The sequence below is a fragment of the Pararhizobium polonicum genome (assembly GCF_001687365.1).
In the GTDB taxonomy this organism is placed as follows: Bacteria; Pseudomonadota; Alphaproteobacteria; order Rhizobiales; family Rhizobiaceae; genus Pararhizobium; species Pararhizobium polonicum.
Genome location: NZ_LGLV01000007.1, coordinates 145,654 through 171,783 on the forward strand (window position 1 = coordinate 145,654; position 26,130 = coordinate 171,783).

20 protein-coding genes and 1 pseudogene are annotated in these 26,130 nt (G+C 61.3%); 14 read left to right on the plus strand and 7 right to left on the minus strand.

All coding sequences use genetic code 11. The annotated features are described in order from the left end of the window. The first annotated feature begins 158 nt into the window (after positions 1–158). Positions 159–908 (plus strand): hypothetical protein, encoded by a 750-nt coding sequence (locus ADU59_RS11560; RefSeq protein WP_244506408.1) that lies wholly within the window; start codon positions 159–161, stop codon positions 906–908. Positions 909–969: 61 nt separating this feature from the next. Here the strand turns inward: ADU59_RS11560 and ADU59_RS11565 are convergent, their stop codons facing one another. From ADU59_RS11565 to ADU59_RS11585, 5 genes are all read right to left on the minus strand, one after another. Beyond that, positions 970–1,143 carry a DUF1328 domain-containing protein gene (locus ADU59_RS11565; RefSeq protein ID WP_068954280.1) on the minus strand — a complete coding sequence of 58 codons (174 nt, stop codon included), beginning with the start codon at positions 1,141–1,143 and terminating at the stop codon, positions 970–972. 113 nt (positions 1,144–1,256) lie between these two features. Next, positions 1,257–2,750, minus strand: coding sequence for a lysine--tRNA ligase (gene lysS, locus ADU59_RS11570; RefSeq protein ID WP_068954281.1), 1,494 nt, complete (start codon positions 2,748–2,750; stop codon positions 1,257–1,259). A gap of 190 nt (positions 2,751–2,940) precedes the next feature. Beyond that, positions 2,941–4,398, minus strand: coding sequence for a glutamate--tRNA ligase (gene gltX / locus ADU59_RS11575; RefSeq protein WP_068954282.1), 1,458 nt, complete (start codon positions 4,396–4,398; stop codon positions 2,941–2,943). Positions 4,399–4,629: 231 nt separating this feature from the next. Next, the gene (locus tag ADU59_RS11580; protein WP_068954283.1) at positions 4,630–5,379 is read right to left on the minus strand and encodes a TerC family protein; all 750 of its coding nucleotides are present in this window, start codon (positions 5,377–5,379) and stop codon (positions 4,630–4,632) included. Positions 5,380–5,575: 196 nt separating this feature from the next. Then, positions 5,576–6,256, minus strand: coding sequence for a TetR/AcrR family transcriptional regulator (locus tag ADU59_RS11585; RefSeq protein ID WP_068954533.1), 681 nt, complete (start codon positions 6,254–6,256; stop codon positions 5,576–5,578). 152 nt (positions 6,257–6,408) lie between these two features. On the opposite strand from ADU59_RS11585, the gene ADU59_RS11590 reads away from it, so the two are divergent. The 7 genes and pseudogenes from ADU59_RS11590 (at position 6,409) to ADU59_RS11625 (ending at position 16,615) form a co-directional block, all read left to right on the plus strand. After that, complete coding sequence (locus tag ADU59_RS11590) at positions 6,409–7,635, plus strand: HlyD family secretion protein (protein ID WP_068954284.1); 1,227 nt, start codon at positions 6,409–6,411, stop codon at positions 7,633–7,635. 176 nt (positions 7,636–7,811) lie between these two features. Continuing rightward, entirely contained in the window at positions 7,812–9,416 is a 1,605-nt protein-coding gene (locus ADU59_RS11595; RefSeq protein ID WP_068954285.1) for a DHA2 family efflux MFS transporter permease subunit, read from the plus strand. An 89-nt stretch (positions 9,417–9,505) separates the two neighbouring features. Next, positions 9,506–10,639: a metallophosphoesterase gene (locus ADU59_RS11600; protein WP_068954286.1), complete on the plus strand. Its 1,134-nt coding sequence runs from the start codon at positions 9,506–9,508 to the stop codon at positions 10,637–10,639. Between the two features lie 104 nt (positions 10,640–10,743). Continuing rightward, positions 10,744–11,775, plus strand: a pseudogene (locus ADU59_RS11605) (LacI family DNA-binding transcriptional regulator); the annotation flags it as partial. A 79-nt stretch (positions 11,776–11,854) separates the two neighbouring features. Continuing rightward, a complete protein-coding gene (xylB, locus tag ADU59_RS11610) occupies positions 11,855–13,306 on the plus strand; it encodes a xylulokinase (protein WP_068954287.1) in 1,452 nt (483 codons plus the stop codon). A 37-nt stretch (positions 13,307–13,343) separates the two neighbouring features. Then, positions 13,344–14,651: a xylose isomerase gene (gene xylA, locus ADU59_RS11615; RefSeq protein ID WP_068954288.1), complete on the plus strand. Its 1,308-nt coding sequence runs from the start codon at positions 13,344–13,346 to the stop codon at positions 14,649–14,651. A 449-nt stretch (positions 14,652–15,100) separates the two neighbouring features. Beyond that, positions 15,101–16,615, plus strand: coding sequence for a globin-coupled sensor protein (locus ADU59_RS11625; RefSeq protein WP_068954290.1), 1,515 nt, complete (start codon positions 15,101–15,103; stop codon positions 16,613–16,615). A gap of 50 nt (positions 16,616–16,665) precedes the next feature. Here the strand turns inward: ADU59_RS11625 and ADU59_RS11630 are convergent, their stop codons facing one another. Further along, the gene (locus tag ADU59_RS11630) at positions 16,666–17,697 is read right to left on the minus strand and encodes a LacI family DNA-binding transcriptional regulator (protein WP_068954291.1); all 1,032 of its coding nucleotides are present in this window, start codon (positions 17,695–17,697) and stop codon (positions 16,666–16,668) included. Between the two features lie 166 nt (positions 17,698–17,863). Here ADU59_RS11630 and ADU59_RS11635 point away from each other — a divergent pair, with 166 nt between their 5' ends. The 5 genes from ADU59_RS11635 (at position 17,864) to ADU59_RS11655 (ending at position 24,137) form a co-directional block, all read left to right on the plus strand. After that, entirely contained in the window at positions 17,864–19,396 is a 1,533-nt protein-coding gene (locus tag ADU59_RS11635; protein WP_068954292.1) for a sugar ABC transporter ATP-binding protein, read from the plus strand. Positions 19,397–19,469: 73 nt separating this feature from the next. Then, on the plus strand, positions 19,470–20,474 hold the full coding sequence (locus tag ADU59_RS11640; RefSeq protein ID WP_068954534.1) for an ABC transporter permease: 1,005 nt from the start codon (positions 19,470–19,472) through the stop codon (positions 20,472–20,474). A 66-nt stretch (positions 20,475–20,540) separates the two neighbouring features. After that, a complete protein-coding gene (locus ADU59_RS11645; protein WP_068954293.1) occupies positions 20,541–21,491 on the plus strand; it encodes a substrate-binding domain-containing protein in 951 nt (316 codons plus the stop codon). A gap of 247 nt (positions 21,492–21,738) precedes the next feature. Beyond that, complete coding sequence (locus tag ADU59_RS11650; protein ID WP_068954294.1) at positions 21,739–22,791, plus strand: sugar phosphate isomerase/epimerase family protein; 1,053 nt, start codon at positions 21,739–21,741, stop codon at positions 22,789–22,791. Between the two features lie 164 nt (positions 22,792–22,955). Then, positions 22,956–24,137, plus strand: coding sequence for a Gfo/Idh/MocA family protein (locus ADU59_RS11655; protein WP_068954295.1), 1,182 nt, complete (start codon positions 22,956–22,958; stop codon positions 24,135–24,137). A 42-nt stretch (positions 24,138–24,179) separates the two neighbouring features. Here ADU59_RS11655 and ADU59_RS31455 read toward each other — a convergent pair whose 3' ends face one another. After that, entirely contained in the window at positions 24,180–24,602 is a 423-nt protein-coding gene (locus tag ADU59_RS31455) for a hypothetical protein (protein ID WP_425332011.1), read from the minus strand. A 118-nt stretch (positions 24,603–24,720) separates the two neighbouring features. On the opposite strand from ADU59_RS31455, the gene ADU59_RS11665 reads away from it, so the two are divergent. After that, a complete protein-coding gene (locus tag ADU59_RS11665; RefSeq protein WP_068954296.1) occupies positions 24,721–26,094 on the plus strand; it encodes a GH1 family beta-glucosidase in 1,374 nt (457 codons plus the stop codon). The last annotated feature ends 36 nt before the right edge of the window (positions 26,095–26,130 follow it).

Consider the following 26,130-nt stretch of genomic DNA (forward strand, 5'->3'; position numbering starts at 1 on the left):
AGTGCCAAAACAGGGCAAATCCGCGGGCCATCGGTCTGAAAGCGCTCAAACGTTTAAACTTTCCGAAACGTGGCCAAGATAGGGTTGGGGCCTCAAGCACAATAGGCAGCCCTGCGGTGACAGGCCATGGAGTTGAAGCTGATGACGGAGCGTCGCGCGTGACATCGGTCTTTAAAAAGATACGCCTCCCCCGCAAGGTGATGTTCCTCATCGCCGGCATTGTCGTGCTGTCGGGCGCATCCGGCGCCTTCGCTGTCTATTCCGGCAAGGACGCCTTGCTGCGTGTCGCCGGACGGCAAGTGCCTTCGGTCTCGGGGCTTTCCTGCACCACCGTCGAGACCGTGAAGATGCGCCGCAACGGCCAACGCTGGATCCGCAAATATGTCAGCACGGATTCGGCCGAGGGCGTCGATCGTGTCCGCACGGCATTGCGCATCACCGGCCTGCTTGCCAGTGAAGAAAAGGCGGATCTCTATCAGGTCGTCGTGCTCGATGAAGCCGGACCGCTGGACCGGGCCCACCGCCGCGGCCCTGCCATCGGTGCCGAGGTCATTTTTGCGCCAGACCCGGGCAAACTGCCGGGGATGAGCGCGCCCTTCGTCGCCCGCTATAATGACGGCAAGGCAAACACGGTTGGTCTTTTCTACGGCCGCGACGTCGTTCTTTCCGCCGACGATATCCAGACCACCCTGACGGCGATGAACGACAGGTCCGATTGCTTCGACCCGGTTGCCGCAGCCGAGGCTGCGGGCTCCGCCGGATCGGAATCCGGGGCAGAGAGCATTGAGGTTGCCGAGGGACCGGTCGAGGTCGAAGCCGATGAAAAAGGGTTTTTCGGCTCGATGATGGCAATGGTCTGGGGTGACAAGGCTGCACCAGCCGAACCGGCAGAAGCTGCCGGTCACTGACGGATTTTCCGATCGAGCCTGTGTGTGGTTGCGCCAGGCAAGACGGTTGGCAGCTGTCCTGTCAAAGCACCGCGTTGCCGGCGATGAAGGCGAGCACCACGAAGATCAGGAAGATGATCAGGGCGATGGCAAACAGCACACGCGCGATCGTCGCGGTTGCGGCCGAGACGCCGGAAAAACCGAGAAAACCGGTAATCAGCGAGATGACGAGGAAGATGAGCGCCCATTTCAGCATGGAAGGGTTCCTTTCAGATTCTGCGGACATTGACGCGCAGGACCCTGAAAAGTTCCATCGGCTGATGGGAACGCGCCATCCTGTTTCCAAAATGGCGCGTTCGTCGTTTTGTCTCAGTCGGCCTTGTTGCGGCGGGCCGGGAAGAGGATGATGTCGCGGATCGACGGTGCGTTGGTGAGCAGCATGATCAGGCGATCGACGCCGATGCCGAGGCCGCCGGCGGGCGGCATGCCCTGGTCGATGGCATCGAGGAATTCGTCGTCCAGCTGCTTGTCCTTTTCACCTCGGGCATGCGCCTGTTCCAGCTGCTCGACCATGCGCTTGCGCTGCTCTTCCGGGTCGTTCAGTTCCGAGAAGGCGTTGCCGAGTTCCCAGGCATTGCAATAGGTCTCGAAACGCTCGACCAGACGCGGCTCGCCGGGCACTTCCTTGGCGAAGGGCGAAATGTCCTTCGGGAAATGCGTGACATGGCTTGGCTGGATCAGCGTGCCCTCGACCTTTTCCTCGAAGATGAAGGCCAGGCACTCACCCCAGGTCCAGTCCTTCTCGACTTCGAAGCCGGCGGCCTTGGCGGCGGTGCGGGCTTCCTCGTCGGTCTTCATCGCAATGAAGTCGAGGCCGGTGGCTTCCTTGACGGCGTCGGGCATGGGCACGCGTTTGAACGGACCCTTGAAGGAGATTTCCTTGTCGCCAAAGGCGAATTCGGTCGTGCCGTGAATGCTCATCGCCAGCTTTGAGAACAGCCGTTCGACGAGGTCCATGATATCCTCGTAGTCGGCATAGGCCCAGTAGCATTCCATCATGGTGAATTCGGGATTGTGCCGGGTGGAGACGCCTTCGTTGCGGAAGTTCCGGTTGATCTCGAACACCTTGTCGGTGAGGCCCGACACCAGCGTGCGCTTCAAAAACAGTTCCGGTGCGATGCGCAGGTACATGTCGAGCTTCAGCGTGTTGTGATGCGTCTTGAAAGGTTCGGCGGTGGCGCCGCCATAGACCGAATGCAGCATCGGCGTTTCGACTTCCATGAAACCGTCGTCTTCCATGAAGCGGCGGATGCCGGAGACGATTTTCGAGCGCTGCTGGAAGCGGAGCTTGGATTCCTCGTTGGTCATGATGTCGAGATGGCGCTTGCGGTAGCGCTGTTCGATGTCAGACAGGCCATGCCATTTTTCCGGCATCGGCAGCAGCGACTTGGTCAGCATGGTGATCTCATGCGCGTTGATCGACAGTTCGCCGCGCTTGGTGCGCCGGACAGTACCGGTGACGCCGATGATGTCGCCGAGATCGATCAGCGGCAAAAGGTTTCTTGCCTCTTCCGGCGTGGTGTCCTTGTGGGAAAAGATCTGGATCTTGCCGCCGGCGTCATGGATGTCCATGAACATGCCGGAATTGCGCGAGGAGTAGACTCGGCCGGCGACGGTGACGACATCTTCGGTCACCACATCGGCTTCCAGGCTCTCATATTTGCTGGCCAGTTCCGCATTGGTGATGGTGCGGTGGAAATGCGCCGGATAGACGTCGCCGATCTTGTCGCGCAGCATCTTCAACTTTTGCGCGCGCACTTCGGTGACGTCGGAGGAGAGGGCGGTTTCGGTCTTTTCGGTCATAGGGCTCGCCTTATCGATGCGGCATATCTTGAAATTGTGTCAATCATAGTCGGTGCGGCTTGCCCGGTCTAACCCTCCCCCTTGTGGGGAGGGTCGGAGCGAAGCGGAGGGGAGGGGTTCTTTACCTATTAAAAGGAAGTCCCCTCCCCAACCCTCCCCACAAGGGGGAGGGAGTTTACCGCGCAAGCCTTTATTTGCCGCTGCCAACCATCGAAGCCGCCACCTGGCCGGCAACCTTCAAACGCTGGCGCACGACCGAACGGCCGAGGATCGCCATCGAGTCGAACAGCGGCAGCGAGCGGGTCGAGCCGGAGACGGCCACGAACAGCGGTGCGACGATGACCTTCAGCTTCTTGCCCATGCGGTCTGCAATCGCCCGCAGTTCAGCCTCGATCGCTTCGACATTCCATTCGAGGATCTTTTCCAGATCCGGCTGGACGGTGTTGAAGATCTCGACCAGCTCTTCCGGCGTCGATTTGACCTTGGCGAAGGACGATGCGTCCAGCCCGAGATCGGACTTGAACAGGAAGCCCGCCAGATCCGGCAGTTCGCCGAGCTTGGAAATGCGCGACTGCGAGAGCTTGAGGCCCTGCTTGATGCGGTCGTTTTCCATCGCCCAGGAGAGCACGCGGGCGGCGAATTCGTCTTCGCTCAAACCTTCGCGCAGCCAGCGGCCGTTCAGCCAGTCGAGCTTCTGGATATCGAAGATCGCACCGGCCTTGGAGAGGTTGGCCGGATCGAATTTTTCGGCGAGCTGATCCATGGTCAGCATTTCCTCGCCTTCTGCGATCTGGATGAAGAACAGGCCGAGGAAGTTCATCAGCGCTTCGGGCAGGTAGCCGAGCGCGGTGTAGTAGGAGATCGAGGTCGGGTTCTTGCGCTTCGACAGCTTCGACTTGTCGGCATTGCGCATCAGCGACAGATGCATGAACACCGGCGGCTCGAGACCGAGATACTGGTAGATCAGGATGTGCTTGGGCACCGAGGACAGCCATTCCTCGCCACGCGCCACATGGGTGATCTTCATCAGATGGTCGTCGACGACATTGGCCATGTGATAGGTGGGCATGCCGTCGGCCTTGAGCAGGACCTGCATGTCGACCGCATCCCACGGGATATCGACTTCGCCATAGACGCCGTCGACGAACTTGCAGGAGCCCTCGGTCGGGATCTTCATGCGCACGACATGGGGTTCGCCGCTGGCGACGCGGGCCGTGACTTCTTCCGCCGAGATATGCAGGCAGAGGCCGTCATATTTCGGCGGCTTGCCGGCGGCGCGCTGGGCTTCGCGCATTTCCGTCAGCCGTTCGGGCGTGCAGAAACAGCGGAAGCCGTGGCCGGCGTCGACGATCTGTTCGACGAAGGGCTTGTAGAGATCCTTGCGGTCGCTCTGGCGATAGGGGCCGTAGGGGCCGCCGATATCCGGGCCTTCCGACCATTTCAGGCCGCACCATTTCAGCGCGTCGAGAACCTTCGTTTCGAACTCGGGCGTCGAGCGGGTCGCATCCGTGTCTTCGATGCGCAGGATGAATTCGCCACCCTGTTTCTGCGCGAAGAGATAGTTGAACAGCGCGATATAGGCGGTGCCGACATGGGGTTCGCCGGTGGGGGAAGGTGCGATGCGCACCCGGACTGGTCTGTCTGTCATGATCCTGGCCCGTGCTTTACGTGCTTTCGGCCTTCCTGCCGGGGAGGGATATCCGGACGCGAAGGCGCATGCTTTTAAGGGAAGGAAGTGCCCGATCGATGCCTGAAACGGCAGAAAATACCGGAAATTCCATATGGCTGGCGTGAGACCATATTCAAAAGGGCGCGTCAAGGAAAACTGCGGCCCGGGACTGCTGTCCCGGGCCGCTTCATTTTGCGATACCCAGCCCGATCAGGGCTTTGATGCCTTGTCTTTCTGCCGTTTGCGGCGTGACAGCATGTTGAGCACCTCGACCAGCGCCGAGAAGGCCATCGCCGCGTAGACGTAACCCTTCGGAACATGGAAGCCCATGCCTTCGGCAATCAGCGTCGTGCCGATCATCAGCAGGAAGCCGAGGGCCAGCATGACGATGGTCGGGTTCCTTTCGATGAAGCGGGCAAGCGGCCCGGATGCCACGAGCATAACGGTCACTGCGAAGATGACGGAAACGATCATGATCGGAAGATGCGGGGTCATGCCGACGGCTGTGATGATGCTATCGATCGAGAAGACGAGGTCGAGGACCAGAATCTGGCCGATGGCGGCAGCGAAGGTGGTGGTGCCGGCCTTGGCAAGCGCATCCTCTTCATGATCCACCGGATCGACGGTATGATGGATTTCCTTCGTCGCCTTCCAGACAAGGAAGAGACCACCGGCAACAAGGATCATGTCCTTCCAGGAATAGCCGTGTCCGAAGAGGTCAAATACCGGCTCGGTCAGCTGAACAATCCATGCGACGGTTCCCAGCAGCCCAAGCCGCATGAGCAATGCCAGCCCGATGCCGATACGACGCGCCTTTTCGCGGTTTTCCGCTGGCAGCTTGTTGGTGAGGATCGAGATAAAGATGAGATTGTCGATGCCAAGCACGACTTCCATCACGATCAGCGTGATGAGGGCGATCCAGGCAGTGGGATCTTGCATGAGGAGCATAATGTCCTGCATCGGGGGGTCGTTCCTTCCTCGATTCAAAGGGCACATAAGGGAAAACCGCGCAGCCGGTGGGCAGCGCGGGTGTGTTTAACATTTCTTATGTAAGAGGAAATGGCGGCAAGGCAAGCGATGAAGGCCGCTCAAATGGGCGGCGATACTGTTAACTCTTCATGGGAAGCCAGATTTCGGACGGCCTATGCTGCCGCTTTCAGGCCGTTTTGGCCTGCCGTGCTCCATATGCGGCCATGAAGACGCGAACGGCGCCGGTGATGACCCGATCGATTTCCTCCGGCGACGGTGGCGTCTCCATGGTTCCGAACAGGCGAAACTTGAAGAAGCCGCCACTGGAGAGATCGAGAAACTGGCCCGCCGCCAGGTCAAGGTCATCGATTTCCAGGTTGCCGATATCGACCTGATGCTTCAGGAATTCCTGCATCACCGTTCGCAGGTTTTCCGGTCCCTTGAAGAAGCGCTGGCACAGAGCGGGCATGCGATCGCGAACCCCGAGAACGGTGCGCATCGCGTTGATGACCTTGTCTGCGGTCATGTGCGTGACGAAGCTGACGCCGAATTTATACAGGCCGGCTTCGACATCTTCATGGGCGGCCAGCACTGTGCGAACCGTCGCCAGGAAAAGCGCGCGCTCGGCTTCGATCATCGCCGAAAACAGGTCTTCCTTGTTGGCGAAATAGACGTAGATGGTGCCCTTGGAGACGCCGGCTTCCCGGGTGATATCGTTCATGCTGGCGGCGTCGAAGCCGACGCTCATGAACACGCGCTTGGCACCCTCGAGGATCTGGTCGCGTTTTGCCGGATCTTCGCCCGCGGCCCGGCGTCCGGAAAGAGAATATGGTCCGGCGGGACAGCTGTCGCTGCCTGTGGTTTCCATCAACTTTTCGTCCTGTCCGGGCATTCTTGTCTCGTCGTTAACTTTTCGAACCGATCGGTTCGATTCCTCTTGATATGAGGTCGAATTCGCATTATGTCAATCGAACTGAACGGTTCGGTTCGAATTTCCCATATAAGGGCTGGTAGTGCAATATGTCAGTTTCAAGCAAATCCGGTGCTGCGCACGTCCGCCCCGTTGGTGATGATTTCGAAGCGCCGCAGGAACAGGACTTGACGCCTGAAGCCAAGGGCGCAGGCGAGCCTGCTGCCGAGGCGCAAGCCGCGCCGCAGGTTGCCGTGGCCGAAGAAAAGCCAGCCCCGAAGCGCCGCAAACTGGTGATGCCGGTGATCGTGATTGCCGCGCTGGCCGCTGGCGGCTGGTACGGTTATCAGTGGTGGACCAACGGCCGTTTCATGATCTCGACCGACGATGCCTATATCGGTGGCGATATCGCGTCGATCTCGCCGAAGGTTTCCGGCTATATCGAAAAGGTCAATGTCGTTGCCAACCAGCACGTCAAGGCCGGCGATGCGCTGATCACGCTCGACAAGGAAGATTACAGAATTGCCGCCGACCAGGCGCAGGCACAGATCGACACCGAAAAGCTGTCGCTGCAGCGTTTCGATGCGCAGATTGCCGGTGCCAAGGCCAGCGTGCAGCAGGCGCAGGCACAGAAAACTGCCCTTGAGGCGGCCGTCCGGGGTGCCGAAACCACGCTCGCGCGTGCCAGCGACCTCCAGTCAAAGGCCGTCGGTACGGTCGCCTCTCTCGACAGCGCGCAGGTTGCCCTCGATCAGGCCAAGGCCAACCTGATCGGCGGCGATGCCAATATCGTTGCCGCCAATGCCAATGTCGCCGTGCTGACCGCGCAGCGTGCCGAAGCCGAAAGCACCATCCGGTCGCTGCAGCTCGCCCACGACAAGGCCGTGCGCGATCTGGGCTTTACCGTCCTGAAAGCGCCCTATGACGGCATCATCGGCAATCTTGCGGTGCAGGACGGCGACCTCGTCTCCGCCGGCCAGCGCCTGGCTGCTCTGGTTCCGGTCGATCAGCTGTATATCGATGCCAATTTCAAGGAAACGCAGATCGCCCATATGGTGCCGGGCTCGAAGGTCAACATCCATGTGGATGCCTTCGACGAAGAGCCGATCGTCGGCACAGTCCAGTCGATCTCGCCGGCCTCCGGCTCGGTGTTCTCGCTGCTGCCTGCCGAAAACGCCACGGGCAATTTCACCAAGGTGATCCAGCGCGTTCCGGTGCGCATCGTGTTCCCGAAGGATGTGCTGGACAGCGGCCGGTTGCGCGCGGGTCTCAGCGTTGTCGTCGATGTCGATACGCGCACGGCGCCGAAGACGCAGGATACCGCGGCGACGCAGTAAGCCGCTCTGCCGTTTCGATGGGCCGCGCCCTTGTTCGGGCGCGGCGTTTCGGCTGTCGGCATCGGATCTGCCGCTGCCGCGATGACCGGTGCCGGACAATGCAGGATGCATCCTTTTTCATGATCACGATGGCCGTTCCGTTCGTCTGAACGTGGACTGCGCCAGGAGCAAAGCCGATGGCTGCCACTGTTACTACCGGTAGGATGTCCCCCCCATCCGTTCCTGCCGCCGGCGCGGAAGAGCGGATGGATCCCAAGCGCCTGATCGCCTTCTTCGCAATGGTGTTCGGCATGTTCATGTCGATCCTCGACATCCAGATCGTCTCGGCATCGCTGGCGGAAATCCAGGCGGGCTTGAGCGCCGGCTCGGACGAGGTCGCCTGGGTGCAGACGGCCTATCTGATCGCCGAGGTCATCATGATCCCGCTATCCGGCACATTGGCCCGCATCGTCTCCACGCGGGTGCTGTTCTCGGTGTCGGCCGCGGGCTTCACATTGGCCAGCGCGCTTGCGGCGACGGCCACGAACATCGACCAGATGATCGTCTACCGGGCCCTGCAGGGGTTCATCGGCGGCGGCATGATCCCGTCCGTCTTTGCGGCCGCCTTTACGATCTTCCCGCCCTCCAAGCGCAGCATCGTCTCGCCGATCATCGGCCTGGTCGCAACGCTGGCGCCGACCATCGGTCCGACCGTCGGCGGCTATCTCAGCCATGCGTTTTCCTGGCACTGGCTGTTCCTGGTCAACATCATTCCCGGCATCATCGTCACCATCGTCACCTGGAATTTCATCGATTTCGACAAGCCGGAACTGAGCCTGTTCAAGAAGTTCGACTGGTGGGGGCTGCTGTCGATGGCGGTCTTTCTCGGCACGCTGGAATATGTGCTGGAGGAAGGCAACAAGAACGACTGGTTCAGTGACGAAACGATCTTCCTGGCTGCCGTCGCATCCGGGATCGGCGCGCTGGTCTTCTTCTACCGTGCCTTCAAGGTCGATTTCCCCATTGTCGATCTCAGGGCCTTCGCCAATCGAAACTTTGCGTTCGGGTCGCTGTTTTCCTTCGTCATGGGTATCGGGCTCTACGGGCTGACCTATCTCTATCCGGTCTATCTGGGCCGGATCCGGGGTTATGATTCGCTGATGATCGGCGAGACGATGTTCGTGTCGGGGCTTGCGATGTTCTGCACGGCGCCGATCGCGGGCAAGGTGTCGACCAAGCTCGATCCGCGCATCATGATGGCCATCGGCTTTGCCAGCTTTGCCGGGGGCACCTGGATGATGAGCTCGCTGACGGCCGACTGGGATTTCTACGAGCTGCTGCTGCCGCAGATCCTGCGCGGTTTCGGGCTGATGATGTGCATGGTGCCGATCAACAACGTCGCGCTCGGTACGCTGTCGCCCGCCCGTATCCGCGGCGCCTCCGGTCTCTTCAACCTGACGCGTAACCTCGGCGGTGCGGTCGGGCTGGCGGCGATCAACACGATCCTGACGCAGCGCCAGGAGGAACACTACGCCCGGCTGCAGGAACATGTGCAATGGGGCAATCCGGCCGCCATGGATCAGCTCAACAACATGATCGCGAAATACAATGCGCACGGTCTCGACGGTGCGACGATCGCGATCCAGAAACTGTCCGGCATGGTCACCCAGCAAGCGGTGATCCTGTCGTTCATCGATGTGTTCCTGATCCTCACCGGCCTTTTCGGCAGTCTGGTCGTCTGCGCCTTCCTGATCAAGAAACCGCAGGCGGCACCGACCGGCGGCGGTGGCGGCGGCCACTAGCGATACAATCACCGGACAGGCCTTCGACCTGTACGTTCCGCCAGTCATCGGTCACAATGCCCTGAAGACAACACTTCAGGGCATTTTGCATGAACGACCGCACATTCCTCCCGCTGTCCAGGCGCGCGCTTCTCACCAATATCCTGAGCTTCGGCGTGGTGTCGTCCGTCCGGCCGGTGTTTGCCGCGACGGCAGCGAAGTCGCCTTGGCCGCCGATCGATGCGACGTTCCTGTTCACGGCCGATGTCCACACCTGCCTCGTCTCCGGCGGTACGCTGAGCCCGAATTGCGAGCAGGAGGGGAAGACCGACGCCAACCTTCTCCGGCACGTGGCGGCGGTCAATCGTATCGCGGAGTTTGACTGGCCAGCGGAAATCGGCGGCGTGGCGACCGGGCTTGCCGGTGCGGGCCAGAAAATCGCCACGCCGCTCGGCATCGTCATCGGCGGCGACATGACCGATGATGGCGGCGGCCAGGTCAAGGTTCCCGGCGAGGGGCATCAGCTGCTGCAGTTCTCCAGCCGCTACCAGCAGGGCGTCGGGCCCGACCGGGTGCATTTCCCGGTCTATAACGGCCTTGGCAACCACGATCTCGATCAGGACGGCATGCCGCCGCATATCGACTGGTACCGCCGTGAACTGCGCGATTATGTCGAGCTCAATCACCGCCAGACGGTGTTCTACAAGCCGCCGGTGGCGGTCGCGAACTACGATATCGAATCCGACAACTATTCCTGGGATTGGGGCGGACTGCATCTGGTGCAGCTGCAGCGTTTCGGCGGTGACACCACCAAGGGGGCGATCGGCGGGCTGGAATGGCTCGGGCAGGACCTTGCCGCGTCGGCTGCCGACGGCCGGCCGGTGGTGTTGTTCCAGCACTATGGCTGGGACGCCTTTTCGCTGGAGAAATGGGATTCGGCGAAATCGACCTTCGACGATGAAGGCTCCGGCCACGCCCATTGGTGGAGCGACGACGACCGGGCGGCATTGCTGGCGGTCCTGAAGGGGTACAATGTCGTCGGTCTGTTTCACGGGCATGAGCATGATACGCCGATGATCTACAAGCAGGGCGATCTCGATCTGTTCAAGCCGATCGCCACCTACAAGGGCGGTTTTGCGCTCGCGCGCATCACTGCGGATTATATGGATGTGGTCCTTGCACAGGCGCAGGGAGATGCCGGGGATGTGACCTTTCTCAAGGCTTTCAGCAAACGGCTCGGCTGATATCCGGCAGCCCCTTGCGGGAAAACGAATGCCGCCCGGCGATCATGATAATTTTTGATTTACGTACATCAAATTTTCCTCTAAGGCTCTTTCCCGGAGGAACCATGAGACCGACAGTTCACGATATTGCCGCCGCGGCAGGGGTCAGCCTTGCCACCGTCGATCGCGTTTTGAACCAGCGCGCCGGTGTCCGCACCGTGACGCGCGAAAAGGTCGAGCAGGCGATCGAGCGCATCGGCTATGTCCGCGACGTGGCGGCGGCCAATCTTGCCAAGAGCCGCGTCTATCCCTTCATTTTCATCCTGCCGTCCGGCGACAACTCCTTCATGCGCGGGCTTGAAGCGCAGGTACGTGCCGCGATCGGCCGTTCGCCGGTGGAGCGCACGGCGATTTCCATCGTCACTGTCCCGGCGTTCAATGTGGAGGCGCTGGTCGCGGCGCTGGATGCGGCCCGCGCGGCGTCTCCGGCCGGTGTGGCTGTTGTGGCGGTCGATTCGCCGGATGTCATTGCCGCGGTCGATCGCCTTCGGGCGGCGCGCATCCCGGTGGTGACGCTGGTTTCCGATCTGGCGGGTTCCCTGCGCGATCATTTCGCCGGCGTCGACAACATCGCGGCGGGCCGCACGGCTGCAAGCCTGATGGGCCGCTTTCTGGGCGGCCGGTCGGGACCGGTGGCGGTGCTGGCCGGTTCCATGCTGGTGCGCGACCATCGCGACCGGCTCGAGGGTTTTCGCGCGGTCATGAACGAGAGTTTTCCAGCCCATGCGCTGCTGCCTGTTCTCGAGGGACAGGACGATCCCGCCCTGGCGGAGCGGCTTGTCGGCGCGGCCTTTGCCGCATCGCCGGAGATCGCGGGCGTCTACAGCCTCGGCGCCGGCAATCGCGGCCTGATTGCCGCGCTGAAACGGCGGCAGAGCGGGCAGCCGGTCTGCGTGATCGCCCATGAACTGACGCAGCACACCCGGGCAGCGCTCAATGACGGGCTGATCGACGCGGTTCTCAATCAGGACGGAGGACACGAGGTCCGCAGCGCCATCCGCGTGCTGAAGGCCAAGGCCGACGGCGTGGCGGTGATCGGCGCGCAGGAGCGTATCCGGCTCGACATCTTCCTCAAGGATAACCTGCCCTTCGATGAGGGCAGCGAAACAGACCTGCCCTTCGAGCAGGCCGGCAACCAGGAGCCCGGACAGGGCAGAGCAGACTAGGGAGACCATCATGTATCTCGGTATCGACCTCGGCACATCCGGGGTGAAGGCACTGCTGATCGACGACGCCCAGACGGTGATCGGTTCCGCATCCGGCGCCATGGATGTGTCGCGCCCGCATCCCGGCTGGTCGGAACAGAATCCGGCCGACTGGATCCGCGCAACGGAAGAGGCCATTGCCGGGCTCAAGGCCGCGCATCCGGCAGAGCTTGCCGCCGTCAAGGGTATCGGCCTTTCGGGCCAGATGCATGGCGCGACGCTGCTGGATTCGAAGGACCAGGTGCTGCGTCCCTGCATCCTCTGGAATGATACGCGCAGCCACAAGCAGGCGCTGGCGCTCGATGCCGATCCGCAGTTCCGGGCATTGACCGGCAATATCGTCTTTCCGGGCTTCACAGCGCCCAAGCTCGCCTGGGTGGCGGAAAACGAACCCGATATTTTCGACAAGGTCGACTGGGTTCTGCTGCCGAAGGATTATCTGCGCCTGTGGCTGACCGGTGAACATATTTCCGAGATGTCGGATTCGGCCGGCACCTCCTGGCTCGATACCGGCAAACGCGCCTGGTCGGAAAGCCTGCTCGATGCGACCGGGCTGACGGAAAGCCATATGCCGTCGCTGGTCGAGGGCACCGAGCCCGGCGGTACGCTGAAAGCCGGTCTCGCGGCCAAATGGGGCATGGGCGCAAATGTCGTCGTCGCTGGCGGGGCAGGGGACAACGCGGCCTCCGCCTGCGGCATGGGCACGGTCGGCGAAGGCCACGCCTTCGTGTCGCTCGGGACATCCGGCGTGCTGTTTGCCGCCAATGCGAGCTATCTGCCCAATCCGGCCAGCGCGGTGCATGCGTTCTGCCATGCGTTGCCCAACACCTGGCACCAGATGGGTGTCATCCTCTCGGCCACCGATGCGCTCAACTGGCATGCAGGCATCACCGGTAAAAGTGCCGCCGATCTGACGGTAGAGCTTGGCGACAGCCTCAATGCGCCGTCCGGCGTCACTTTCCTGCCCTATCTCTCCGGCGAGCGCACGCCGCACAACGATGCCGCCATTCGCGGCGTCTTTGCCGGCTTGGGCCATGAAAGCAGCCGTGTGGTTCTGACGCAGGCGGTGCTCGAAGGCGTTTCCTTCGCGCTGCGCGACAGCCTGGAGGCCTTGCGCGCCGCCGGCACCAATCTTTCCCGGGTCACCGCCATCGGTGGCGGCTCACGCTCGCGCTACTGGCTGAAGTCGATTGCGACGGCGCTGGACCTGCCGGTCGATGTGCCCGCCGATGGCGACTTCGGCGCGGCCTTCGGCGCCGCCCGTCTGGGGCTCGTCGCGGCGACCAAGGCTAATCCGCTGTCGGTCTTCACCGCGCCGGCCACGGCCGAAACCGTCCAGCCCGATGCATCGCTGCGTGGTGCCTACGAGGATGCCTATCACCGGTATCGCCGGCTCTACCCGGCGATCCGCAACGCCTACTGACCCCGATCGACGTTCAGAACACAAAGAGGAAATATCGATGAGCACAGGTTTCTTCGGCGATATCGCCAAGATCAAGTATGAAGGCCCCGACAGCACCAATGCGCTGGCCTTCCGCCACTACAATCCCGATGAGATCGTTCTCGGCAAGCGCATGGAAGATCACCTGCGCTTTGCCGTTGCCTATTGGCACACCTTCGTCTGGCCGGGCGGCGACCCCTTCGGCGGTCAGACCTTCGAGCGTCCCTGGTTCGAAGACAGCATGAAGGCAGCCAAGCTCAAGGCTGACGTCGCGTTCGAATTCTTCTCGCTGCTCGGCACGCCCTTCTATTGCTTCCACGACGCCGACGTGCGCCCGGAAGGCAAGACTTTTGCCGAGAACACCCGCAATCTCAACGAGATCGTCGACTATTTCGCCAGGAAGCAGTCCGATACCGGCGTCAAGCTGCTCTGGGGCACGGCCAATCTCTTCTCCCACCGCCGCTATATGTCGGGCGCCGCCACCAATCCGGATCCGGACGTCTTTGCTTTTGCCGCTGCCACGGTGAAAACCTGCATCGACGCGACCCAGAAGCTTAACGGCGACAACTACGTCCTGTGGGGTGGCCGCGAAGGTTATGAGACGCTGCTCAACACCAATGTGAAGCAGGAACTCGACCAGCTCGGCCGGTTCGTCAACATGGTCGTCGAATACAAGCACAAGATCGGTTTCAAGGGCGCGATCCTGATCGAGCCGAAGCCGCAGGAGCCCACCAAGCACCAGTACGACTACGACGTCGCGACGGTCTACGGCTTCCTCAAGACCTACGGTCTCGAAAACGAGGTGAAGCTCAATATCGAGCAGGGCCATGCCATCCTTGCCGGCCATTCCTTCGAACACGAGCTGGCGCTTGCCAATGCCTTCGGCATCTTCGGCTCGATCGACATGAACCGCAACGATTACCAGTCCGGCTGGGACACCGACCAGTTCCCGAACAACGTTCCGGAAATGGCGCTGGCCTACTACCAGGTCCTGTCCGGCGGCGGCTTCAAGACCGGCGGCACCAATTTCGATTCGAAGCTGCGCCGCCAGTCGATCGATCCGGAAGATCTGCTGATCGGCCACATCGGCGGCATGGATTGCTGTGCCCGTGGCCTTCGCGCAGCGGCCAAGATGGTCGAGGACAAGGCGCTGTCGGGTCCGCTCGATGCACGTTATGCCGGCTGGAAATCGGCCGAGGGCCAGAAGCGTCTTACCAGCATGTCGCTGGAGGAGATCACGGCCTATGTCGAAAAGACCGATCTCAACCCGCAGCCGAAGTCCGGCAAGCAGGAACTGCTGGAAAACGTCGTCAACCGCTACGTCTGATACCGGCAGGGCTTTTCATCAAGGCCGGGGAGCGAAAGCTTCCCGGCCTTGTGCGTGAAAGTTCCTGTTGCGCGGCGGCCGAAATGGCCGGCGCAGATCGGCAGTTTTGCGGCACCGGACTTTTTGGGTCTCGGATGCACAGGACATTCGATCGGGAGGGTATCGGCGACAGGAACACGGATGTTGAAATATCGAGGCCTGCCGCGAATTCGGCTGCCCTTGATATCATCGATATCGATGCGCCCCTCGGGCAGTTTGTCGCAATTTTGAGAAAATACGACAGGAAAACAGTCTCTTATCGATGAGGCTCGACACTCCGCCGTCGCCGCTCGAAAGACATTCTTAACGATACGGACCTAATCCTGCGGCCACGCCTTGGAACATCTGCCGGCATGACGCCGATCGCGCAGCGCGCATGCCTTTCCACGTCTTGATCTAGGATGCCCCGTATGTCTGCGCCCGTTTCCACGACCAAACACCTCAACGAGCGGCTCGATTTTGTCGGACTCGTGGGAGACGAGAGGGATGCCCTGGTTCGGGCAAGGCCGACCATTTCCGCTTCGCTGGATGGCGCCCTGGACAAATTTTACCAAAAGGCGACAGTGAACCCGGAAACGGCGAAGTTCTTTTCCAGCGATGCGCATGTCAAAAGCGCCAAGAACCGGCAGGTCCGGCATTGGGACCAGATTGCTTCCGGTGCGTTTGATGAAAAATATGTCGAGGCCGTCACGAGCATCGGCAAGACGCATGCCCGCCTGGGTCTCGAACCGCGCTGGTATATCGGTGGTTACGCGCTGATCATGGAATCGATCATCAAGGCTGTCGTCGAGAAGCATCTCGACGGTTTTCTCTACAGGAAGAAGGCAAAGGATATCAGTATCGAGGTGACCGCCATCATGAAGGCGGCCTTCGTCGATATGGATTATGCCATCTCGGTCTATCTGGAGGCGTTGCAGGAGCAGCGGGCGATCGGCGAAGCCGAGCGGCAGGCGCTGGCGTTGCAGCAGGATGAGGCATTGTCCGCGCTCGACCGGTCGCTGACCGGCCTGGCCGGCGGCGATCTGACGGCCATGCTCGGTGCTGCGCTTGCGCCGCAGTTCGATGGCTTGAAATCCAATTTCAATTCCGCGCTCGGAACGCTGGACGAAGCTCTCGGTTCGATCGTGCTGGCGGCGGACGAAACCTCCGGCAATGCCGGCGAACTCGTCACGGCCGTCGACGATATGGCGCGCCGGACGGAACAGCAGGCGGCATCGCTTGAACAGACGGCGGCGGCGCTTGAGGAGATCACCACGATTTCCAAGGAAACGGCCGTTCGCACGGAGGAGGTCCGCCGCGTTGTCGGTCATGCGACGGAGGAGGCGCGCAAGTCCGGCGCTGTGGTCGAACAGGCGGTGAGCGCCATGAGCGCCATCGAGGAATCGTCCCGCAAGATCACGCAGATCATCAGTGTCATCGACCAGATTTCGTTCCAGACCAACCTGCTGGCCCTGAATGCCGGGGTGGAGGCGGCGCGTGCCGGTGAGGCGGGCAAGGGCTTTGCGGTGGTTGCCCAGGAGGTGCGCGAGCTGGCGCAAAAATCCGCCGATGCCGCCAAGGAAATCAAGGGGCTGATCGACAAGTCGTTCGAAGATGTGCTGATGGGGGTCTCGCTGGTCAACCGGACCGGCGACGCGCTGCGCACCATCGGCGAACAGGTGACCCACATCAACGGGCACATCGACGCCATTGCCGGTTCGGCACGGGAACAGGCGATCGGGATCACCGAAATCAATACGGCCGTCACCGGTATGGACCAGATGACACAGCAGAACGCCGCAATGGTCGAGCAAACCAATGCCGCCACTCTTAACCTGATGCGCGTCAGCACGACCCTCAAGGGGCTCGCCGATCAGTTCACGGTTTCGCAACGGCGTCGGGTTCCCGAGGCCACACGCCGCCAGCCCGAGCGCCGTTACGCCTGAGCGCGTTGAATAGGATGTAAAGAGGCTGAGGGAGCGTCGTGCAGAAAGGCTTAGCGCTTCGTCCATTCCCGCGAGGGGGCGGCGACGGAGTTGCGGACCACGAGATCGGGGCGCAAGAGGATTTCCGTCTCGGCCGGCTGGCCGTCGGACAGGAGTTCCAGCAGCAGCGCCATGGCATGTTTGCCGATCATCGTGCGCGGCTGGCGGATCGTCGTCAGCGCTGGAGACATGAAGGCGGCCTGCGGCACGTCGTCGAAACCGGTCACCGAAAAATCCCGCGGGATATCGTAGCCGCGTGCGCCAAGGCCGATCATCACGCCGATCGCGGTCTGGTCGTTGACGCACATGAAGGCCGTCGGCAGCGTGTCGCGCATGAAAAGCTGCTCGATGGCCAGCCGGCCGCTTTCGATCGTGCCGTCGCCTTCGAGCACGATGCGCAGATCGGCGCCGACCCCTGCCGCATCCAGCCCCGCCTCGTAGCCCATGCGCCGCCGTGTATAGGCCAGCCGTGTGCGGGAATCGCCGATGAAGGCAATCTTGCGATGGCCCTCGGCCAGCAGAAGGTCGATCGCCTTGCGGGCGCCTTCGATATCATCGACGCCGACATAGGGAATGCCGCCGTTGAAGACCGGTTCGAAAACGCCGACGCTGGGCGGCAGCCGGGCGGTCATGGTCTGGTGGCCAAACGGCAGGATGCCGGTGAAGAGGATCAGCCCGGCGGCCTGGTTGGAATTGAGAAACTTCAGATATTCCAGCCCGCGCTGGGCATCGTTCTGGGTGTGGCCGATCAGGATGCCGTAGCCATGCGCGCGCGCCTCGTTCTCGAGGCCGACCAGGATATTGGAAAAGTTCGGGTCGCCGATATCGGGCGCGACGACAAGGATCATGTTGGACCGGCCAAGCCGCAGGCTGCGGGCCATGGCATTGGTCGTGTAGCCGGTCATGGCGATCGCCTGGCTGACCTTGAGCCGCGTCGAGTTGGCGACTTTCTCCGGCATATGGATCGCACGCGAGACTGTCGCGATCGAAACCTCGGCAATCCGGGCGACGTCTTCGATGGTTGCCGGCGTGGAATTCGACACTGCGCTCTGCCTTGGGTTTTAGTCTCGGCGGGACACTACACAGACTTGCCCGGCGGTCAAAGCCCGCTGGGTGGAATTCTCTGTTATGTTCCTATGTAAACCTTTACATGGTCTATGTAAAGGTTTACATAGCTTCTCCAGCGGATGGGAGCCGCAGGGAGGGATCATGAGTTCGCAGACCATCGAGGCCGGTGCCGGCGCGGTCGTGCTGTCGGCGCGCCGCATCAGCAAGTCGTTCAACGGTGTGCAGGTGCTTTTCAGCGTCGATTTCGATCTGCGAGCCGGCGAAATCCATGCGCTCATGGGCGAGAACGGCGCTGGAAAATCGACGCTCGTCAAAATCCTGTCCGGCTTCGAGCAGCCCACCTCCGGCGACATTATCCTCGACGGTAATCCGGTCAAGCTGCCGCCCAATGGCGCGGCCGAGGCGCTCGGCATTGTCATCATCCATCAGGAATTCAATCTGGCCGAACATCTGACGGTGACCGAGAGCCTGTTTCTCGGCCGTGAGGTGACGCGTTTCGGCATGCTCGATCGCAAGCACATGCGCGCCGAAACGCGCCGCGTGCTCGATCTGCTCGGTTCGCATGTCGACGAGAATGCGATGATCAGTTCGCTGTCCATCGCCGACAAGCAGATGGTGGAAATCGCCAAGGCCATCAGCCGCGATGCGCGCGTGGTGTTCATGGACGAGCCGACCGCGGTTCTGTCGCGCGAAGAGACCAATTTCCTGTTCAAGCAGGTGCGCAAGCTGCGCGATCAGGGCACGAGTTTCGTGTTCGTGTCGCACAAGCTCGATGAGGTGATGGAGCTGACGGACCGGGTGACCGTCCTGCGCGACGGTCAATGGATCAAGACGTCACCGACGGCGATCCTCGATGGGGAGTCGATCGCGCAGCTGATGGTCGGCCGCGAGCTTTCGAAGCTTTTTCCGGCCAAGAACGAGCCGGATGTCGATGAAGCGGTCATGCTCAGCGTCAACGCCCTTTCGACCGGTTATGTCCGGGATGCGAGCTTCGAGATCCGCAAGGGTGAAATTCTCGGGTTTTCCGGCCTGATCGGCTCCGGCCGCACGGAGTTGATGGAGGCGGTTGCAGGCTTGCGGTCGCGCGCTTCCGGCGAGGTGCTGATCAAGGGGGAATCGGTGCCGTCGGGCGATGTGCATGCGGCAAACCGGTGCGGCCTCGCCTATATGACCAAGGATCGCAAGTCCAAGGGGCTGCTTCTCAATTCGCGGATGATTGCCAATCTGACGCTGCAATCCCTCGAAAATCACGGCAAGCTCGGTTATCTGAGCCCGGCCAGCGAGGCGGCCGCTTTGGAGCGTGCGCGCCGCCGTTTCGATATCCGTGTTCGCGATGGCAATGTTGTGGCCGGCCGCATGTCGGGTGGCAACCAGCAGAAGCTGCTTCTCGCCAAGGTCATGGAGACCGAGCCCGATATCATCATCATCGACGAGCCGACGCGCGGCATCGATGTCGGCACCAAGCAGCAGATCTATCATTTCATTTCGGCGCTGGCCCGCGACGGCCGCTCGATCATCGTCGTCTCCTCCGAGATGCCCGAGGTTATCGGTCTTTGCACCCGCGTTGCGGTCATGCGCGAAGGGCGGATCGTCGGCATGCTGGAGGGCGATGAAATCAGCGAGCAGGAGATCATGCGCTACGCGGCGGGTTTGAAGAAAAAGGCTGTGGCCTGACCGCGCGAGGGTGCGGGGCCAAGGAACAGGAAGAGAATTCCCAGGGACAATGGGACGGGAGGTTGGTTTGGATATGAGCGTGAATGAGGAAACCCGGGAAGTCCGGCGTCGAAACTGGCGGGATGTCGATCTTCGGGCCGTCGCACCCTTTGCGGCCCTGGTGCTGCTTCTCATCCTGGGCGCGATCGTCAATCCGAATTTCATCGGATTAAACAACCTCGCCAATGTCGCGACGCGCAGCGCCTTCATCGCCATCATCGCTGTTGGTGCGACGTTTGTCATTTCTTCCGGCGATCTTGACCTGTCCGTTGGCGCGATGGTGGCCTTCGTCGCCAGCCTGATGATCCTGTTCATGAACTCCGGTGTTATCGCCGATCCTGCCCTGATGCTGACGGCAGCAGTGCTGTTCGCCGTCGTGGCCGGTTCCCTATGCGGTCTGGCAAACGGCCTGATCACCACGGTCGGCAGGATCGAACCTTTCATCGCCACGCTGGGCACCATGGGTATCTATCGTGGCCTGACGACATGGTTGTCGCAGGGCGGCGCCATTACGTTGAAGGACCCGGCCCTCCAGGAAATATACCGTCCTGCCTATTTCGGCTCGATCTTCGGCGTGCCGGTGCCGATCGCCGTGATCCTGGTGGTGACCGCTGTTGCAGCCTTCGTTCTTTATCGCACCCGCTACGGCCGGCATGTCGTTGCCGTGGGCTCGAACAGCGATGTCGCCCGCTATTCCGGCATCCCGGTCAATCGCGTCCGCACCATCGCCTTCGTGATCCAGGGGCTCTGCGTCGCGATCGCCGTCCTGCTCTATGTGCCGCGCCTTGGTTCGACCTCGGCAACCACGGGCATCCTGTGGGAACTTCAGGCGATCACGGCCGTCGTCGTTGGCGGCACCGCGCTGAAAGGTGGCGCGGGACGTGTCTGGGGCACGATCTGCGGCGCCTTCATTCTGGAGCTCGTCGGCAATATCATGCTGCTGTCCAATTTCATCAGCGAATATCTGATCGGGGCCATTCAGGGGGCGATCATCATCATTGCCATGCTCGTTCAGCGCTCGCTGGTCCGCAAATCATGAATAACCGGGTTCATGGGTCGCCCGGTCACGGACTGTCAGACCCGTATTCACTAGGGAGAGAGAAACATGCGTAAAGGATTATTGGGCGTAGCGGCCGTCGCCATGATGGCGCTGACCGGCGTGGCCCACGCGGAAGACAAGAAGGTGACGATCGGCGTTTCGATCCCGGCCGCCGACCATGGCTGGACCTCGGGTGTGGTGTTCCATGCGGAGCGCGTCGCCAAGCTTCTGATGGCGCGCCATCCGGGCCTCAACATCATCGTCAAGACATCGCCGGATCCGGCAAGCCAGGCGAATGCCGTGCAGGATCTGGAAACCCAGGGCATCGACGCGCTGGTCATCCTGCCGTCCGATCCGGATCCGCTGGTCAACGCCATCAAGGAAGTCAAGAGCAAGGGCACGTTCGTCGCCATCGTCGACCGCGCGCCCAGCGTCAACGACAACACCGTTCGCGACCTCTATGTCGCCGGCAACAACCCGGCTCTCGGCCAGACGGCCGGTGAATATATCAAGGCGACGACGCCGGACGCCGAAGTCGTCATCATCCGCGGCCTGCCGATCCCGATCGACCAGCAGCGCCAGGACGGTTTCGACAAGGGCATCGAAGGCTCCAACGTCAAGGTTCTCGACCGCCAGTTCGGCAACTGGAACCGCGACGACGCCTTCAAGGTCATGCAGGATTACCTGACCAAGCATCCGAAGATCGATGTGGTCTGGTGCCAGGACGACGACATGGCTGTCGGCGTGCTGCAGGCGATCGAGCAGGCCAAGCGCACCGACATCCAGTATGTCGTGGCCGGCGCCGGCTCGAAGGACATGATCAAGAAGGTCATGGACGGCGACAAGATGATCCCGGTCGACGTGCTCTATCCGCCGGCAATGGTCGGCACCGCGCTCGAAATGACGGTTGCCAACTTCTACGGCCAGGTTCCGGTTCGCGGCGTCTACACGATCGACGCGACGCTCGTCACCAAGGAAAATGCCAAGGATTTCTACTTCCCCGATTCACCGTTCTGATCCGGGTCTGATGTTGGAGCTGCCCGTAGCCTGGTGCTATGGGCAGCTTTTCTTTTTGATGGTGACTTTGCGAAATTTTTTGTCGCGAGACCGATTGCCCGGCAGCGCAAACATGTTAGCTTCCCGGGCGCCCTGCAACGTTTCAGGTTCAGCGGTTGTTATTAGATGTACGTACGCCAGAAAACATTTCAAGATTGACTGATGTGGCCGGGGTGAGCGGTCATTCTTTCGACGGAGGAGACGACAGATGAAGACCATCAAGGGCCCGGCCCTCTTTCTCGGGCAGTTCGCGGGCGATGCGGCGCCTTTCAATTCCTGGGATTCGATTACCAAATGGGCCGCCGATTGCGGCTATATCGGCGTTCAGGTCCCGACCTGGGCCAGCCAGCTGATCGACCTGAAAAAGGCGGCGGCGTCGAAGGATTATTGTGACGAATTTGCCGGCAAGGCGCGGGAAAACGGCATCGAGGTGACCGAGCTTTCGACCCATCTTCAGGGGCAGCTGGTCGCGGTCAACCCTGTCTATGACGAGGCTTTCGACGGTTTTGCTGCGCCTGAAGTGCGCGGCAATCCGAAGGCGCGTCAGGAATGGGCGGTCGAACAGGTCAAGATGGCGCTGACGGCATCGAAGCATCTCGGCATCAAGGCGCATGCGACCTTCTCCGGGGCGCTCGCCTGGCCCTTCATCTATCCCTGGCCGCAGCGCCCGGCCGGCCTCGTCGAGACTGCCTTCGACGAACTGGCCCGCCGCTGGAAGCCGATCCTCGATCACGCCGAAGATTGCGGCGTCGATGTCGCCTACGAAATCCATCCCGGCGAGGATCTGCATGACGGTGTCACGTTCGAGATGTTCCTCGAGCGTGTCGGCAACCATCCGCGCGCCAACATGCTCTACGATCCCTCGCACTATGTCCTTCAGTGCCTGGACTACCTCGACAATATCGACATCTATCACGAGCGCATCAAGATGTTCCACGTCAAGGACGCCGAGTTCAATCCGACGGGGCGCCAGGGCGTCTATGGCGGCTATCAGGGCTGGGTCAACCGGGCCGGGCGCTTCCGCTCGCCCGGCGACGGCCAGGTGGATTTCGGTGCCGTGTTCTCGAAATTGACGGCTCATGATTTTGACGGCTGGGCCGTGGTCGAATGGGAATGCGCCCTGAAACACCCGGAAGACGGCGCGCGCGAAGGCGCCGAATTCGTCAAGCACCACATCATCCGCGTCACGGAAAAAGCCTTCGACGATTTCGCCGACGGCGGCACGGACGAGGCGGCCAACCGGCGCATGCTGGGGCTGTAAGTTTTCACCCTCCCCTTGAGGGGGAGGGTCGGCGCGCAGCGCCGGGGTGGGGTGATTTCCACCACATCCAATGGATCACCCCCACCCGCAGCTTCGCTGCGACCTCCCCCCTGAAGGGGGAGGTAAAACTCTCCGCATATACAAACACATCCAAGGAGAAAAACATGGCAATCGAAGGAACCACAGAGGTTCGGCAAAAGCGCATCCGTCTCGGCATGGTCGGCGGCGGCTCGGGCGCATTCATCGGCGCGGTGCATCGCATGGCGGCGCGTCTCGACGATCATTTCGAACTGGTGGCCGGTGCGCTGTCATCCACACCGGAAAAGGCGAAGGCCTCCGGCGCCGAACTGGGCCTCGACCCGTCGCGCAGCTATTCCGATTTCAAGGAAATGGCCATCCGCGAAGCCAAGCTGAAGAACGGCATCGAGGCAGTGGCTATCGTCACGCCGAACCATGTGCACTATGAGGCGGCACGCGAGTTCCTCAAGCGCGGCATCCATGTGATCTGCGACAAGCCGCTGACCTCGACGCTATCCGATGCCAAAAAGCTGAAGAAGCTGGCCGACGAGAGCGACGCGCTGTTCGTGCTGACCCACAATTACACCGGCTATCCGATGGTGCGCCAAGCCCGCGAGATGATCGCCAATGGCGATATCGGCGCCGTGCGTCTGGTGCAGATGGAATATCCGCAGGACTGGCTGACGGAGAATATCGAGAGCAGCGGCCAGAAGCAGGCCGCCTGGCGCACCGATCCGTCCAAGTCCGGTGCCGGCGGCTCGACCGGCGATATCGGCACGCATGCCTATAATCTCGGCGCCTTCGTCTCCGGCCTGGAGCTGGAAGAACTGGCTGCCGATCTCGACAGCTTTGTCGAGGGCCGTGCGCTGGACGACAACGCCCATGTGATGATGCGCTTCAAGGAAAAGAACGGCCAGCGCGCCAAGGGCCTGCTCTGGTGCAGCCAGGTGGCGCCCGGCCACGAGAACGGCCTGATGGTCCGGGTCTACGGCACCAAGGGCGGTCTCGAATGGACCCAGAAGGACCCGAACTATCTCTGGTACACGCCCTTTGGCGAACCGAAGCGCCTGATCACCCGCAACGGTGCCGGCTCCGGCCCGGCCGCCGCCCGCGTTTCCCGAATCCCGTCCGGCCATCCGGAAGGCTATCTCGAAGGCTTCGCCAATATCTATACCGAAGCGGCGCGCGCCATCTTCGCCAAGCGCAACGGCGAAGCGGTCGATCCGGCTGTCATCTATCCGACAATCGACGATGGCATGAAGGGCATGGTGTTCGTCGATGCCTGCGTGCAGTCGTCCAAGCAGAATGGGGCCTGGATCAAGGTTTAAGCTGCTCGAGCAGCCTTTATCCGGTTCGCGCTTGCTGTTATGCTAACTGTTATTGTTTCCTGTCGGCTGACCGAAGGGAAATGACATGCCAAGCAGCGCGAACCTCGGACAGGATGTGCTTGCGCGCCTTGTCGCCAAATATGATCGCGGGGAGAAAGACGGCAATTCGTGATCGTCGTTTTTACCGACGCGGCCGAGGCGGATATCGAGCATATCGCAGATCATATCTCTCACGATAATCCGGGTCGTGCGGTCACCTTTGTCCGGGAGCTGATCGACCGTTGCGAGCGGCTGGTGCAATCGCCCCATGCCTTTCCGCTGGTACCGCGTTATGCGCATGTTGGCGTTAGAAGGCGCTCCCATTGAGGCTATCTGATCTTTTATACCGTGAGTGATGACAGGGGTGAGATCCTGCATATCCTCAACGGATTCAGGACTACGACGCCATTCTTTTTCCTGAAACATGAATATCGCATCTTCGCAGCAGCCTTGAACTGACGACCCTTGCCCAGCGCGCGGTTGACTTTTTCGCAGACCGTTTTACTGCAACGTTGCAGTCCGCACCGCTTATCCGGAGTATTTCATGATCGATCCCAAGACCCTCGCCGCGCGTTTCCCCGGCGATTTCATGTTCGGTGTGGCGACCGCCTCCTTCCAGATCGAGGGTGCCACCAAGACGGATGGCCGCAAGCCGTCGATCTGGGACGCCTTCTCCAATATGCCGGGCCGCGTCTACAAGGGCCACAATGGCGATGTCGCCTGCGATCATTACAACCGGCTGGAGGAAGATCTCGACCTGATCCAGAGCCTCGGTGTCGAAGCCTATCGCTTCTCGATCGCCTGGCCGCGCATCATTCCGGAAGGCACCGGCCCGATCAACGAGAAGGGGCTGGATTTCTACGATCGCCTCGTCGATGGGCTGAAGCAGCGGAATATCAAGGCGTTTGCGACGCTCTATCATTGGGATCTGCCGCTGGCGCTGATGGGGGACGGTGGCTGGACGGCGCGTTCGACCGCCTATGCCTACCAGCGTTACGCCAAGACGGTGATTGCCCGCCTCGGCGACCGGCTGGATGCGGTGGCGACCTTCAACGAGCCCTGGTGCTCGGTCTGGCTCAGCCATCTCTATGGCATCCATGCCCCGGGCGAACGCAACATGGACGCGGCGCTGCATGCGCTGCATTTCACCAATCTGGCCCACGGGCTCGGTGTTGCCACGGTGCGCGAGGAATATCCCAACCTGCCGGTCGGTATCGTCATCAACCCGATGCATGTCTATCCCGGCAGCGACAGCACCGAGGACAAGGCCGCAGCCGAACGCGCCTTCGATTTCCACAATGGCGTCTTCTTCGGTCCGGTTTTCAAGGGTGAATATCCCGAAAGCTTCCTCTCTGCCCTTGGCCATCGCATGCCTGCCATCGAGGATGGCGACATGGCGACGATCAGCCAGAAGACCGACTGGTGGGGCGTCAATTACTACACGCCGATGCGCGTTTCCCACGACCCGTCCGAGGGGGCCGAATTCCCGGCAACGGTCAATGCCAAGCCTGTCAGCGACGGGAAGACCGATATCGGCTGGGAAATTTTCCCGCAGGCGCTCGGCGACCTCATTCGCACGGTCAATGCGCGCTACGAATTGCCGGATTGCTACATCACCGAGAACGGCGCTGCCTACAATATGGGCGTCGAAAACGGTGTGGTCGACGACCAGCCGCGCCTCGACTACATCGCCGATCATCTGGCCGTGACGGCGGACCTGATCAGCGACGGTTATCCGATGAAGGGCTATTTCGCCTGGAGCCTGATGGACAATTTCGAATGGGCGGAAGGCTACAAGATGCGCTTCGGCATCGTCCATGTCGATTACGACACCCAGGTCCGCACCATCAAGAAGAGCGGACATTGGTACAAGGAACTGGCTGAACAGTTTCCGAAAGGCAATCACAAGGCCGGGTGACAGATGAGCCCCGGTCTGCAAGATGGCCGGGACGAT

Excerpts from the sequence above, each read along its gene's own strand:
- xylA (WP_068954288.1), top strand. The coding sequence starts at position 13,344 with ATGAGCACAGGTTTCTTCGGCGATATCGCCAAGATCAAGTATGAAGGC.
- ADU59_RS11565 (WP_068954280.1), bottom strand. The coding sequence starts at position 1,143 with ATGCTGAAATGGGCGCTCATCTTCCTCGTCATCTCGCTGATTACCGGT.
- gltX (WP_068954282.1), bottom strand. The coding sequence starts at position 4,398 with ATGACAGACAGACCAGTCCGGGTGCGCATCGCACCTTCCCCCACCGGC.
- ADU59_RS11635 (WP_068954292.1), top strand. The coding sequence starts at position 17,864 with ATGAGTTCGCAGACCATCGAGGCCGGTGCCGGCGCGGTCGTGCTGTCG.
- ADU59_RS11665 (WP_068954296.1), top strand. The coding sequence starts at position 24,721 with ATGATCGATCCCAAGACCCTCGCCGCGCGTTTCCCCGGCGATTTCATG.
- ADU59_RS11595 (WP_068954285.1), top strand. The coding sequence starts at position 7,812 with ATGGCTGCCACTGTTACTACCGGTAGGATGTCCCCCCCATCCGTTCCT.
- ADU59_RS11625 (WP_068954290.1), top strand. The coding sequence starts at position 15,101 with ATGTCTGCGCCCGTTTCCACGACCAAACACCTCAACGAGCGGCTCGAT.
- ADU59_RS31455 (WP_425332011.1), bottom strand. The coding sequence starts at position 24,602 with ATGTTTCAGGAAAAAGAATGGCGTCGTAGTCCTGAATCCGTTGAGGAT.
- ADU59_RS11650 (WP_068954294.1), top strand. The coding sequence starts at position 21,739 with ATGAAGACCATCAAGGGCCCGGCCCTCTTTCTCGGGCAGTTCGCGGGC.
- ADU59_RS11590 (WP_068954284.1), top strand. The coding sequence starts at position 6,409 with ATGTCAGTTTCAAGCAAATCCGGTGCTGCGCACGTCCGCCCCGTTGGT.
- ADU59_RS11580 (WP_068954283.1), bottom strand. The coding sequence starts at position 5,379 with ATGCAGGACATTATGCTCCTCATGCAAGATCCCACTGCCTGGATCGCC.
- ADU59_RS11655 (WP_068954295.1), top strand. The coding sequence starts at position 22,956 with ATGGCAATCGAAGGAACCACAGAGGTTCGGCAAAAGCGCATCCGTCTC.
- lysS (WP_068954281.1), bottom strand. The coding sequence starts at position 2,750 with ATGACCGAAAAGACCGAAACCGCCCTCTCCTCCGACGTCACCGAAGTG.
- xylB (WP_068954287.1), top strand. The coding sequence starts at position 11,855 with ATGTATCTCGGTATCGACCTCGGCACATCCGGGGTGAAGGCACTGCTG.
- ADU59_RS11640 (WP_068954534.1), top strand. The coding sequence starts at position 19,470 with ATGAGCGTGAATGAGGAAACCCGGGAAGTCCGGCGTCGAAACTGGCGG.
- ADU59_RS11585 (WP_068954533.1), bottom strand. The coding sequence starts at position 6,256 with ATGGAAACCACAGGCAGCGACAGCTGTCCCGCCGGACCATATTCTCTT.
- ADU59_RS11645 (WP_068954293.1), top strand. The coding sequence starts at position 20,541 with ATGCGTAAAGGATTATTGGGCGTAGCGGCCGTCGCCATGATGGCGCTG.
- ADU59_RS11600 (WP_068954286.1), top strand. The coding sequence starts at position 9,506 with ATGAACGACCGCACATTCCTCCCGCTGTCCAGGCGCGCGCTTCTCACC.